The organism is Sphingobacterium haloxyli, from assembly GCF_002980525.1.
Taxonomy (GTDB): domain Bacteria; phylum Bacteroidota; class Bacteroidia; order Sphingobacteriales; family Sphingobacteriaceae; genus Sphingobacterium; species Sphingobacterium haloxyli.
In genome coordinates, this window is record NZ_PVBQ01000003.1 from 36989 (window position 1) to 50772 (window position 13784).

Annotated in this window: 13 protein-coding genes; 9 read left to right on the plus strand and 4 right to left on the minus strand. The window is 41.2% G+C overall.

What is annotated here, in order from left to right:
- Position 1: 1 nt before the first annotated feature.
- The gene (locus C5745_RS03840; protein ID WP_105715665.1) at positions 2–871 is read right to left on the minus strand and encodes a LiaF transmembrane domain-containing protein; all 870 of its coding nucleotides are present in this window, start codon (positions 869–871) and stop codon (positions 2–4) included.
- A 268-nt stretch (positions 872–1139) separates the two neighbouring features.
- Here C5745_RS03840 and C5745_RS03845 point away from each other — a divergent pair, with 268 nt between their 5' ends.
- From C5745_RS03845 to C5745_RS03885, 9 genes are all read left to right on the plus strand, one after another.
- Positions 1140–1463: a DUF3276 family protein gene (locus tag C5745_RS03845; RefSeq protein WP_105715666.1), complete on the plus strand. Its 324-nt coding sequence runs from the start codon at positions 1140–1142 to the stop codon at positions 1461–1463.
- Between the two features lie 90 nt (positions 1464–1553).
- Positions 1554–3674, plus strand: coding sequence for a S9 family peptidase (locus tag C5745_RS03850; protein ID WP_105715667.1), 2121 nt, complete (start codon positions 1554–1556; stop codon positions 3672–3674).
- Between the two features lie 131 nt (positions 3675–3805).
- The gene (locus C5745_RS03855) at positions 3806–4549 is read left to right on the plus strand and encodes a hypothetical protein (protein ID WP_133166284.1); all 744 of its coding nucleotides are present in this window, start codon (positions 3806–3808) and stop codon (positions 4547–4549) included.
- A gap of 9 nt (positions 4550–4558) precedes the next feature.
- Positions 4559–5713 carry a 1-deoxy-D-xylulose-5-phosphate reductoisomerase gene (locus tag C5745_RS03860; protein WP_105715669.1) on the plus strand — a complete coding sequence of 385 codons (1155 nt, stop codon included), beginning with the start codon at positions 4559–4561 and terminating at the stop codon, positions 5711–5713.
- Between the two features lie 66 nt (positions 5714–5779).
- Complete coding sequence (gene rseP / locus C5745_RS03865) at positions 5780–7099, plus strand: RIP metalloprotease RseP (RefSeq protein WP_105715670.1); 1320 nt, start codon at positions 5780–5782, stop codon at positions 7097–7099.
- 324 nt (positions 7100–7423) lie between these two features.
- Positions 7424–7618, plus strand: a complete 195-nt coding sequence (locus C5745_RS03870; protein WP_105715671.1) for a YwbE family protein — start codon at positions 7424–7426, stop codon at positions 7616–7618.
- A 242-nt stretch (positions 7619–7860) separates the two neighbouring features.
- Positions 7861–8961, plus strand: a complete 1101-nt coding sequence (gene carA / locus C5745_RS03875; RefSeq protein WP_105715672.1) for a glutamine-hydrolyzing carbamoyl-phosphate synthase small subunit — start codon at positions 7861–7863, stop codon at positions 8959–8961.
- Positions 8962–9100: 139 nt separating this feature from the next.
- Positions 9101–10396, plus strand: coding sequence for a phosphopyruvate hydratase (eno, locus tag C5745_RS03880; protein WP_105715673.1), 1296 nt, complete (start codon positions 9101–9103; stop codon positions 10394–10396).
- A 76-nt stretch (positions 10397–10472) separates the two neighbouring features.
- Complete coding sequence (locus C5745_RS03885) at positions 10473–10772, plus strand: FtsB family cell division protein (protein WP_105715674.1); 300 nt, start codon at positions 10473–10475, stop codon at positions 10770–10772.
- A gap of 11 nt (positions 10773–10783) precedes the next feature.
- Here C5745_RS03885 and C5745_RS03890 read toward each other — a convergent pair whose 3' ends face one another.
- From C5745_RS03890 to clpP, 3 genes are all read right to left on the minus strand, one after another.
- Positions 10784–11602: an AMP nucleosidase gene (locus C5745_RS03890; protein ID WP_105715675.1), complete on the minus strand. Its 819-nt coding sequence runs from the start codon at positions 11600–11602 to the stop codon at positions 10784–10786.
- 184 nt (positions 11603–11786) lie between these two features.
- Positions 11787–13037, minus strand: coding sequence for an ATP-dependent Clp protease ATP-binding subunit ClpX (clpX, locus tag C5745_RS03895; RefSeq protein ID WP_105715676.1), 1251 nt, complete (start codon positions 13035–13037; stop codon positions 11787–11789).
- A 10-nt stretch (positions 13038–13047) separates the two neighbouring features.
- On the minus strand, positions 13048–13743 hold the full coding sequence (gene clpP / locus C5745_RS03900; RefSeq protein ID WP_105715677.1) for an ATP-dependent Clp endopeptidase proteolytic subunit ClpP: 696 nt from the start codon (positions 13741–13743) through the stop codon (positions 13048–13050).
- Positions 13744–13784: the final 41 nt, after the last annotated feature.

Below are 13784 nucleotides of genomic sequence, written 5' to 3' on the forward strand. Positions count from 1 at the left end.
ATTAACTGTTTTTTATAGTGATGTTTCCAAATATAGATGTACCGGTAATATACAGGCATTTGTTCTGATCCGTTACGTTGGCCAATATCACACGACGGTCGTCGTTCTCGCTCAATATGCTTGAAGCCGTTGTTGCGACGATCCAATGCGGAGGGACAATTATCTTTGTGCTTCCGAATAGTTGAAACACATCTAACGCTACCGGTTGCTGTATATCAGCCTGCAGTAAATTAATTTCGGTGCTACCAAAGAGATTAGTCATAGTGCCACCGCGAAAGTTTTTCGAGAAAATAATTTTTTTTGCGTAGCCAAATATAGACTCTACTTTAATGTAATTTTCCCCTTCATATGTATATGCCTTTTTTGTCTGTTGTTGATCATCAGGGTATCCGTCACGCGGTCGTTCGAATGAGGATTTATACGCATCGGCAGGTTCATTAGCAACATCCACACGCTTGTCCCAATCGAATTCATCTCTATCGGATGGCATGGGTGGCGGCAAAGGTGGAGGGGGCTGATTACGGTTACGCACGATAAAATAGATGCCAATCGTAATGGCTAGTATAGGAATAACGACACCACCAAAAGAAAAGTCGAGTAACCGTCTGAGGAAGAAAAGTCCACCTATGGCAATTAAAACGATCGAAGATTTCTTTTCAAATTTAGAATTTACGCCAATTACTATCCCGATGATAATTAAAATCATTTCCCAACCGAAGATGTTTCTCGGGAACGGAAAACCTAGATCCAGATTACGCATCAAGAGAACCATGCCCAAAAATACGATCGCAAACCCAACGATATTGGCACTTTTATTATTGCCGCGAGGGGGGGTAGGGGGCGGTGTTTTATGATCTCTTTCTCTTTCCATTACTACTAGTATTTTTATATTTAATTCAAAAGTAGCGCAATACTTAATAATAGTGCAGCCAAAATAGGTAATACAACGCACTTTTTCGGTAAACGCCGTTCTTTTTTCGGTGAAACTCCTATTAACCGACGTTCGAAAAAAGAGACAAATGATAGCTGCCCGTTGGATGATAAAGGTTTTTTTTAATTAAATTTGGAAACATGAAATTATTTATTATATATTTATAGCGAAAAAGGATTTAAACTTAAATACTTACAATACAATACTAATGGGAGATTTTGAAAACAAAGAGCGTGAAGAAGTATTTTCAAAAAAGGTGAGAGCGGGAAAACGTACTTATTTTTTTGATGTAAAAGCAACTCGTTCGAACGATTACTATGTAACCATCACGGAAAGCAAAAAGCGTTTTGAAGATGGACAATTTATTAAGCACAAGATTTTCTTGTACAAAGAAGATTTTGAGAAATTTGCTGAAGGGTTGACAGAGGTTGTGGACTATATCAAGGCTAACCAAGAAGTTGTCGAAAAACGTTACGAACCGAATCAGGAAGAGTCCGCTGAATATGCGCAGAAAGATAACTATTCTTTCTAACGAATTCGGACTTAAAAACATACGAAGCCACTATTAAGTGGCTTTTTTTATTAGATTATTATTAATTTCGTGGCTTCATCAGCATCCATTATGAATAAGATTTTAGTAAATTCGCTTATAGGGCTTCTCTTTGTTACACAGTTACAAGCCCAAAAGAAAACACTAAGTTTCGCTCAAGCCTGGGGACAGGAGGCTTCGATTACAAAACCAATTAACCAATTTAGTGGTTGGGCAGATAACAATCATTATATCGAACGTGATATTGGAGACGGAAAGCTTTATCAAGTACACGTTAAAACAGGTCAGCGGACTCCGTATACAGCACCTATAAAATCGGATACGGAAGTCTTCGTCAAGGATAAAGACATATATATCCGTTACGGAAATGACGAAGCCAGACGTTTGACCCAGTCCCCTGACGAGGAAGAAAAGAACCCGACGTTATCGCCGGACGGGCGTTACGTAGCGTTTACGCGTAATAACGATTTATATAGTGTAAAAGTGGAAAATGGAAGTGAAGTTCGTTACACTTCAGATGGTACAGACGTAATCTATAACGGTTGGTCATCTTGGGTATATTACGAAGAAATCTTAGGGCGCCCCACCAACTACCGTGCTTTTTGGTGGTCACCCGATAGTAAACAACTAGCTTTTATGCGCTTTGATGACACGCAGGTACCGATGTTCCCTATTTATGTTTCGAAAGGGCAACACGGATATTTGGAGGAGACACGCTATCCCAAAGCAGGGGATCCTAATCCTGAAGTAAAAGTAGGTTTTGTCAAGGTGGAAGGGTCTCCGGTGGTTTGGGCGGACTTTAACGAAAAAGTCGACCAGTATTTTGGAGAGCCTTACTGGAGTTTTGATAGTCAGTCGATTATGGTGCAGTGGATGAATCGTGACCAGACGAACCTGAAATTCTATTCCGTAAATCCGACCGATGGTAATAAAAGCGAGATATACGATGAAGAACAACCTACTTGGATTAACCTTGACCATAGTGAGCGCATAACCTATTTGGCAGACAACAAGCATTATATTTTAAAATCTGATCGTACAGGATGGGCTCATTATTATCTGTATACTTTGGATGGTAAGCTAGTTAATCCATTAACATTTGGCAATTGGCAAGTCACGGCGTTGGAGTTGATAGACGAAAAGAACAAGGTCGTGTACTTTACAGCGCGTAAGGAAAACTCAGCCACTGTAGATCTATACCGTGTAGATTATACTGGAAAGCGATTAAAACGGTTGACATTCGGAGATTACACGCATCAAGTAAAAGTTTCGCCAGATGGAAAACATTTTATAACCAACTATTCTAATGTTTCTACACCCAACAAAGTAGCATTAGTGGATAATAAAGGTAAACTGATAAAAGAATTGGCAGACAGTAAAGGAAGTCATTTTAACGATTATAACATCGGGAAAACTGACTATTTTACCGTCCGTTCAGAAGACGGAAAATTTGAGTTGCCGATTATTATGACGTACCCTGTCGATTTTGATGAAACTGAAACTTATCCGGTCATTATGAGTATCTATGGCGGCCCTGACGCCGGTACGGTGCGGAACACGTGGAAAGGGACATCTAACCAGTACTGGGCGAAAGAGGGGGTCATCCAAGTTACCTGTGATCACCGCGCGTCTGGCCATTTTGGCAAACAAGGTGTGGCTTGGATGCATAGAAACCTAGGCAAATGGGAAATGACAGACTACATTACCATAGCAAAATGGTTAAAAGCTAAACCGTGGGTAGCCGAAGATAAACTGTTGATTACTGGGCATAGTTATGGTGGTTATATGACCTGTCTGGCATTGACAAAAGGTGCTGATTATTTCGATTATGGGATTGCGGGTGCCCCTGTGACCAGTTGGGAGCTGTATGATACGCATTATACGGAGAGATGGATGGACACCCCCCAAGATAATTCACAAGGATACCAAGCGGGCTCGATATTGACGTATGTAGATAAATACAAAGGAGGGCTGCGCATCATGCATGGAGACATCGATGATAATGTACATATGCAGAATACGATGCAACTGGTAGACGCGTTGACAGATAGGGATATTCCGTTTGAGTTGATGATTTATCCGGGTAGTCGTCATGGATTTGCACGTTCTAAATCAGCTTATGATTTTAAAGAACGGGTACGCTTTTATTATCAGTATCTGTTGGAGAAACCTGTGCCAGAAGATTTTAAATAGTATATTACTTATCATCGTTTTTTTCTTTTCGGTATTCGTGAATGCAGGGCATTTTCTTTAGGTTTGCATAATTATTTTTCAGCATGTTACAGCATTTGAAGCAAAGCACATTTAAGGCAAACGATGTTCTTATGAAAGCAATAGCTATCTTGAAAAGCCATTATTTTTCAATTGCGGGGCTTTGCTTGTTGTTATTTATAACATCCAGCCTGTCATCCTATTTAGCATTTACGTTGGGAGACTCAAGTGGAGGCGTGGTTAAGGGGGTGTTGTGCTTTGTCTTTGTGACATTATTTTTCGGTACGCAATTGGTGCTTATAAAAAGAGCCTTATTACTTGCGCAAGGAGTTGAACATACAGATCTTAAAGACTATATTCCATCGGCAAAACAATTTGTGAACTTTTTAATGGGTTTCATTCTATATTCTTTCCTATTGGGAATAGTTTATTTACTTTCCTCTACGCTAAGTTTTCCTTTGCTGTATTTAGGGGCGGATATGGAAACATTGAGTATGGAAGTTAATCCGTTTCTCACGGGCTTGATTATGATGTTCGTATTGCTTCGGATCACTTTTTTTCCTTATTTTATCGTAGATAAAAAGCATGGTCTTTTCCGGGCCTGTCGTTTAAGTATCGCGCTGACCAAAGGCAACGTTATTAATTTGTTATTACTAATGCTGATCGTGGGTACCGCATACATACTTCAGGTCTCATTTGAATATCTAGGGTATTTTATTATAGCCAAAATCTTTAGTGCAGTCAACACTTTTGTGATCATACCATCCGTTAGTTTGGTTATGGCAGTGGCCTATCATAATATGATGAAGGATTATAAGGGAGGAGATGACCCACAATTATTAAAAAATATAATTTAAACACGCATTTTGAAGAAGAAGAATATCGCGATATTAGGTTCTACGGGAAGCATAGGTACGCAAGCCTTAGACGTAATAAAGGCATTTCCGGATATGCTCGAGGTCTCCGTGTTAACTGCGAGTGTAAATGCTGACCTGTTGATTGCTCAATCGCGAGCTTTTAAACCTAAGGCCGTGGTCATTGCTTGCGAGACGAAATATGCGCAGGTTAAAAGCGCCTTGGATGGCCTGGGGATCGTCGTATATACTGGAGATAAAGGGCTGGAGGAAGTTGTACAGCTCGAAGAAATAGATATGGTTCTCAATGCCATTGTAGGATCAGCAGGTTTGCGACCTACGGTCAAAGCAATAGAACGAAAGAAAGATATCGCGTTGGCAAACAAAGAAACGCTGGTGGTAGCGGGTGCGTTGATCATGGATTTGGTCCGTCAATATGATGTGGCAATGTTACCGGTAGATTCCGAACATTCCGCTATATTTCAGTGTCTGGTAGGAGAGCAAGATAATCCAATAGAGAAAATATATTTGACCGCCTCAGGCGGGCCATTTCTAGGGAAAGACCGCGATTTCCTTACTGCCGTTACGAAGCAGCAAGCATTAAAACACCCTAATTGGGTGATGGGAGCCAAGATAACGATAGATTCTGCGTCGTTAATGAATAAAGGGCTCGAGGTCATCGAAGCAAAATGGCTTTTTGATTTGGAAGTGGAACAGATTGATGTAATTGTTCATCCACAATCGATTATCCATTCCGTGGTACAATTTCAAGACGGTTCTATGAAAGCACAGATGGGTCTGCCAGATATGAAATTGCCGATTCAGAATGCATTGACCTATCCGCGTCGCCAGTCAAACTCATATGAACGTTTTAATTTTAGGAATTATGCTTCTTTGACTTTCGAAGAGGTGGATAAAGATACTTTTCGTAACTTGGAACTCGCATATCAGGCTCTGAAGGATGGGGGGGACCGGCCTTGTGTATTGAATGCTGCAAATGAAATTGCTGTCGCAGCGTTCTTGGCAGATGAAATTTCCTTTTTAGGTATGAGTGATTTGATTGAAGCGACAATGTGTCAGCAAAAGATAGTGAAAAAGCCCTCTTTGGAGGATTTGTTAGCAATAGATAGCGAAACACGTATTGTGGCACGAAGTTTAGTGAAATAAGAAAACGAATATTTTTAATATGGCCAACAGTAATGCCACTCAAGGCCGATAGCGTTAGTTTAATAAATGGGAACATTGGTAATGATCGGACAGGTTGTTTTAGGTCTGTCTATTTTGATAATATTGCACGAGCTAGGACACTTTCTAGCAGCAAGAGCATTCGGGATTAAAGTAGAAAAATTCTATCTTTTCTTTGATGCATGGGGTGTTAAACTTTTTAAGTTTACTTATAAGGGTTGCGAATACGGGATAGGTTGGCTACCGTTAGGGGGGTATGTAAAGATCGCTGGTATGATTGACGAATCAATGGATACTGCGCAGCTAAAGCAGGAGCCCCAACCATGGGAGTTTCGCTCCAAACCAGCTTGGCAACGTCTTATTGTCATGTTAGGCGGCATTATTGTTAACGTAATTGTTGGGATTATTGTTTTCTGGATGTTGGCGTTTAGCTATGGAGAAAGCGATGTTGATAATAGTAAATTGGCTTACGGCGTAGTTCCGGGTATTATCGGAAAGGAGGTCGGTATCCAGCCTGGAGATAAAATTTTAATGGTAAACGGTAAACCCGCAGTAGCCTTTGGCTCGGACATATTAAGCGCAGAAGTTATGATGGGTGATGCGGTTTTGACAATAGAAAGACAGGGTGATCGTCAAGACATAAAAATGCCTTCCGATATCCTAAACAAGGTGGCGGAGCATAAAGTAGTTGAATTTGCGGAACCTCGTCGCAAAATGAAAAGCGTCGGTAAGATTGAGAAAGGGTCGGAGGCCGAGCGTATGCAGTTTCAGGTCGGTGATAGTATTCTTGCTGTGAATGGTGCGCCAACAATATTTTTTGATCAGTTCTCTGAGGAGATTAAAAAGAATGTTCATAAGCCGATAAACGTTAGGGTTATGAGAGATGGCCAAGAAGTGAGCTTAGCAGGTCGGGTGGACTCTACGGCGACAGTCGGTGTTTCACTGATCACCGAAGATTTACCCATCATTGCACATACATATGGCTTCTTAGAATCCTTGCCTATTGGTACAAGAAGAGCTTTTGAAGTTATCACCGTTAATATCAAAGGGTTTGGTAAGATTTTCAAAGGTGACGTACGTGCGGATAAAGCCCTGTCCGGACCTGTAGGGATTGCTAAAATGTTCGGAACAGAAGTGAATTGGCATAAGTTCTGGGGACTAGTGGGGATGCTTTCAATGGCGCTGGCTTTTATGAATCTTCTGCCGATACCCGCCTTGGACGGCGGACACGTCTTATTCCTGCTCGTTGAAATGATTCAGGGTAAACCTTTAAGTGACAACTTCCTTGAGAAAGCGCAAATGGTAGGTTTCTTTATTCTGATTGCCCTCATGCTATTTACGCTAGGAAATGATATTATAAAGTGGTGATTCGTTGTTTTCTGACCCTTCGGGACGCGTCGCAACTGGAACGCTCGCTCCGCTCACGCCCCTGGGTTGTTCATGCGTACCAAAGGGCCTTAAATGAAGCTATCAGGTCATTAGTAGTTCGATGTCTAAGGAATTCTTTTTAAACCTGCTGTGGAGTAAGCCTTGGAGCAGCAAGCAAAGCGCAGCGGGTCCCAGCTTAAGAGCAGCAGGTTTAAAATACCGAATCGAGATCACCATTAAAACACAAACCGAGTGAAACGAGCTCATCTATACAATTGAGATCTAACACGCATAGATCATTATTTGAATGAAAACAAAATATAAATGGACGGAAAAACAAGAGCAAATATAAAACCGGGAATGCTGGTAAATATTGTATTGAAAAAAGACCAACGTACAGGTATCTTGACAGAGGGTATTGTAAAAGACCTACTTACGTCTGCGCCGTTCCACCATAGAGGTATCAAAGTCAGATTAGAAGACGGTCAGATTGGTAGAGTACAAGAGATACTGGAATAGGCATGAATTAGCGATGTACTCATCATTTATAATTTGTAACCCATCATTTGTAAAAACACATTTTAATGTTTATCTTTGTCTCCCGTGAAAAATGAGGTAACATATCTCGTCATAATATCGCAAGGCTTCGGTGGTAACATCGATCCCTATCATATTTGAATTTTATTTAGCCCGTTTGGGCTTTTTTTATATCCATAACGGAAAGAAACATTACAGCATAACATTAATAGAGAAATAAGAGAATGACCAACTACAGCAAACTACCAGCCATTTTGGTGCTTGAAGATGGAACGGTTTATCACGGTAAGGCAGCCGGAAAAATCGGTACAACGACAGGTGAGATCTGTTTTAACACAGGGACGACCGGTTACCAGGAAATCTTTACAGATCCATCTTACTACGGGCAAATTATGGTAACGACAAACGCCCATATTGGTAACTACGGAATAGACGAGGACGATACGGAGTCTAATAAAATTCAGATTGCCGGCTTGGTCTGTAAAAATTATAATATCAATTACAGCCGTCAGATGGCTGATAAATCTATTCAAACCTATTTCGAAGAAGAGAACTTAGTTGGCATTTCGGATATTGACACACGCTCATTGGTACGTCACATACGCGACAAAGGTGCGATGAATGCCATTATATCTTCCGAGACGCTTGACGTCGCGGAATTAAAGGGTCAGCTGGCGCAGGTCCCGTCCATGGAGGGATTGGAGCTTTCTTCTGTCGTATCGACCAAAGAACCCTATTTTTACGGAGAAGAGGGGGCACCTACGCGCATTGCCGTTTTGGATTTAGGTATCAAAAAGAATATTTTACGCAACTTCGATGCGCGCCAAGTCTATGCAAAAGTATTTCCAGCAAAGACGACATTTAAAGAAATGGAAGAATGGAATCCTGATGGATATTTTATATCCAATGGTCCTGGCGATCCAGCAGCAATAGACTATGCTATCCAAACCATCAAAGAAGTCGTGGCAGCGGATAAACCGATGTTTGGTATATGTTTAGGTCATCAAATGCTAGCACTAGCGCACGGGATCCGTACCGAAAAAATGCATAACGGACACCGTGGTATAAATCACCCGGTGAAAAATATAATCGCTAATCGTTGTGAAATTACCTCACAAAATCACGGTTTCAGTGTGGTAGCGGAAGACCTCGAGAAATCTGATAAAGTAGAGGTGACCCATATCAATTTGAACGATAAGTCAATCGAGGGGATTCGGTTGAAAGGAAAGAAAGCCTTCTCTGTGCAATACCACCCTGAGTCTTCGCCAGGCCCTCACGACTCACGTTACCTATTTGATGATTTCATCGCAATGATTAAAGCGTGATAGGAAAAGTAGGGACTACGTAAAAGTAATGTTGTACAGCATAATTGAAATGCATACATTTGGTCATGCTAATTATAAAAGCTATCTTGATGTTGGTTATACACTAAGATTGAAAAAACGAATATAAGAAGATAAAAAAATGAGTTTAATAATTGATGTTCATGCGCGTCAGATTCTTGATTCGCGCGGAAACCCGACAGTTGAAGTAGATGTAACTACGCAAAATGGTTTTGTTGGTCGTGCAGCTGTACCTTCTGGTGCTTCTACCGGTGTACACGAAGCAGTGGAATTACGCGATGGTGATAAAACGAGATACTTGGGTAAAGGCGTTTTGAAAGCAGTAGAAAACGTAAACACAAAAATTGCCGATGCACTTAAAGGTGTCGATGTGTTTGAACAGAATACAATTGACAAAATCATGATTGATTTGGATGGTCTGGAAAACAAGGGAAGCTTAGGTGCGAATGCTATACTCGGTGTTTCGTTGGCTGTAGCCAAAGCCGCTGCCCAAGAGTCTCATCAACCACTATATCGTTATATTGGAGGCGTAAATGCAAATACCTTGCCTATTCCGATGATGAATATCGTTAATGGTGGTTCACATTCCGATGCACCGATTGCTTTTCAAGAATTTATGGTTATGCCCGTTGGTGCTCCTTCATTTTCGGAAGCTTTACGGTGGGGAACGGAAGTTTTCCATAACTTGAAGAAAATTTTACACGATCGTAATCTATCTACCGCAGTAGGAGACGAAGGTGGTTTTGCGCCAGCATTTGATGGTACGGAGGATGCTGTAGAGACGATTTTGAAGGCAATTGAAACAGCAGGTTATAAACCAGGTACTGATATTTGTTTGGCACTAGATTGTGCTTCTTCGGAATTTTATGTAGACGGTAAATACGATTATACGAAGTTTGAAGGTTCGAACGGTGCCGTTCGAACGTCTGCGGAGCAAGCGGCATATTTGGAAGAACTAACACAGAAATATCCGATAATTTCTATTGAAGATGGTATGCAAGAAGACGACTGGGCTGGTTGGAAAATGTTAACAGATAAAATCGGTGACCGCGTACAATTGGTAGGTGACGATTTATTTGTAACAAATACCAAGCGCCTACAACAAGGCATCGACAGCAACACCGCAAACTCTATTTTGGTTAAAGTAAATCAAATTGGCTCGTTGACGGAAACAATTAATGCCGTCTCATTGGCACAAAATTCTGATTATACTTCCGTGATGTCTCATCGTTCAGGAGAGACCGAAGACTCTACGATTGCTGATTTGGCTGTCGCATTAAACTGTGGGCAAATCAAAACAGGATCAGCGTCGCGTTCCGATCGTATGGCAAAATATAACCAGTTATTGCGCATCGAAGAAGAATTGGGTGATAATGCACGCTTTATCGGTAAAAATTTCAGATACGCGATTAAATAATTAAAATAAGCGGAGGCACGCCTCCGCTTATTTTAATTTATATTACCTTTATACTGGATTTTAAATTTGCGGTTTTATGGAACGGTTCCTTGCTTTGATTCAGAATAAGTACCTTATCGCGGGTATCGCATTTTTTATTTGGATGTGCTTTTTCGATCGATACGATTTCAGTACCCAATTCTCCTATCAGCAAGAAAGGAATAAATTAGAACATGAAAAGCAATTCTACGAATCTGAAATTACGCGGATAGAGAAGGCGATAAAAGATGCCCAATACAACCCCGGCGAAATTCAACGCATAGCAAGAGAGCGTTACAAAATGAAAAAGGATAACGAAGATGTTTACGTCATCCAATACGTTGAACAAGAACAATAAGAACCTAGCTATTAGAACTTCAAATGTTTAACGGTCAACCCATTATTGATCAGTTGCTTTAACGCATCGATACCAATTTTTAAATGGGTTTCCACGTATTTTTCTGTTACCGTAAGATCGCTTTCAACCGTTTTAACGCCATCTGGTAACATCGGCTGATCTGATACCAATAGTAGCGCCCCCGTTGGAATTTTATTGGCGAAACCAACACTAAATATCGTCGCTGTTTCCATGTCGACAGCCATAGCACGTATACTCTTCAAGTATTTTTTAAATGCTTTGTCGTGTTCCCATACACGCCTGTTGGTCGTATAAACCGTACCCGTCCAATAATCAAGTGAATAATCTCGGATTGTTGTGGAAATCGCTTTTTGCAAAGCGAATGCGGGCAGTGATGGAACTTCAGGAGGGAAATAGTCGTTGGACGTCCCTTCACCTCTTACGGCAGCGATAGGTAATATAAGTTCCCCAACAGGAATTTTCTTTTTTAATCCGCCCGTTTTTCCTAGGAACAGCGCGGCTTTCGGAGCGATAGCAGATAAAAGATCCATCACCGTAGCGGCCATAGGGCTTCCCATACCGAAATTGATCATAGTTATACCGCTAGCTGTACACGCTTGCATGGCCTTGTCTTCGCCATAGATAGGCGCGTTGTCGTGCATTTCGGAAAACATCTTGACATATTTCGAAAAGTTTGTCAATAATACATAGGGCTCAAATTCCTCTAGCGGACACCCCGTATAACGAGGCAGCCAGTTTGCAACAATGTCTTCTTTCGAGTTGAGTCCCGGCGTGACCGGCGTCTCAACTGTTTTTTTCTTTTTTGTCATAAGCGTTTTTCGATTAGTGAACAATGGCCGCAAAAATTGTTCTAGACGTTTAAATGCGTTATATAATATACAAAAAATCCCCCAAAATTGTTGAGGGATTTCATTAAAATAAATTATCAGTCAGAGGCAATGAAGCTTGCATCAGCTGATTTATGACCTCTAGCAATTCATGCAGGATAGCGCTTTAAGCGACGTGTAATTTTTTTATGTCTGATTTTGCAAACTTCTGCTTAGCGTAATCGAGCGTAATGTGCAGGACTGTTGCATTCTCTTCCTCCTTACTTGTCGGTAATTCAAACATCGCGTCAAGCATGATGGCCTCGCAGATACTGCGCAGCCCGCGGGCGCCTAGTTTGAACTCCCACGCTTTGTCTACAATGAAATCATACACATCTTTGTCGAAAACCAATTCAATATCCTCATACTGAAATAGTTTAACATATTGCTTTATTAAGGAATTTTTAGGCTCTGTCAAAATACTTAACAGGGTCTCTTTATCCAACGGATTCAAATACGTCAGTACGGGCAAACGACCAATTAACTCAGGAATAAGCCCGAAATTCTTCAGGTCCAGCGGCGTGATATATTTATATAGGTTGTTAAGATCTACATCTTGCTCTTCCTCTTTCATTTTATATCCGACGGTTTGCGTCCGCAAACGATTGGCTATCTTTTTCTGAATGCCGTCAAATGCTCCTCCACAAAGAAAGAGGATATTGCTGGTATTAACAGAAATCATTTTCTGGTCGGGGTGTTTACGGCCGCCTTGAGGTGGGACGTTAACGTTCGTGCCCTCTAGAATTTTCAATAACGCTTGCTGAACTCCTTCCCCCGATACATCTCGCGTAATGGAAGGGTTGTCGCTTTTACGTGCAATTTTGTCAATTTCATCGATGTAGATGATCCCCCTTTCGGCAGCTGCAACGTCATAATCTGCAGCTTGCAATAAGCGAGTTAAAATACTTTCTACATCCTCGCCAACGTAACCTGCTTCTGTTAAAACAGTGGCATCAACGATACAGAACGGAACATTCAATATCTTCGCGACTGTTTTTGCCAGTAAAGTTTTTCCCGTTCCAGTTTCGCCAACAATGATTAGGTTTGATTTTTCGATTTCAATTTCATCTTTATCCACTTTTTGGTTCAACCGTTTGTAATGGTTGTATACGGCAACGGAAATTACCTTTTTTGCATCATCTTGCCCAATTACATATTGGTCAAGATGTTGTTTTATTTCGGTGGGACGAACCAGTTTTAAGGCGGTTTGCAACGATTTGCTTTTCCGTTGTTTTAGCTCTTCTGCCAAAATCTCACCCGCCTGCGTCACACAGCGATCACAAATATGGGCCCCGTCACCCGCGATAAGCATCTGCGCGTCGTTCTTACTGACACCACAAAAGGAGCAACGGACATCCCTGTTATTAATCTTACTCATTGATTAATTGTTATTTAACTTCTTTTTTGGGTAATAGTACCTCATCAATCATACCAAACTCTTTCGCTTCTGCCGCTTTCATCCAATAGTCGCGATCAGAGGACTTTTCAACCCATTCGTATGGTTGACCCGAATGTTCGGAAATGATGGTGTACAATTCTTCTTTTAGCTTCAGCATTTCGCGCAGATTGATTTCCATATCGGCGGCCACGCCCTGCGCTCCTCCAGATGGTTGATGAATCATTACACGAGCGTGCCTTAAGGCAGCACGCTTGCCTTTTGCGCCTGCTACTAACAAGACAGCTCCCATGGAAGCTGCCATTCCGGTACAGATGGTGGCCACGTCAGGCGCTATATACTGCATCGTGTCGTAAATGCCTAATCCTGCGTATACACTGCCTCCAGGCGAGTTAATATAAATCTGAATATCGCGTTGGGCGTCGGTAGACTGCAAAAATAATAACTGTGCCTGTACAATATTGGCGACCTGATCGTTAATAGGGTCGCCTAGAAAAATAATGCGATCCATCATTAAGCGCGAAAACACATCCATCTGGGCGACATTTAACTGACGCTCCTCAATAATATAAGGTGTAAGATTTGTTGGCATGTTCTGCACACGCGAAATAAAACCATCTACATGTTGACTCCCTATACGATGATGCTTGATAGCATATTTTCTAAATTCGTTTTTATCGATATTCATACTGTTCTATTTTTTCTGTTTCCAAAAGACTAATATAAAAC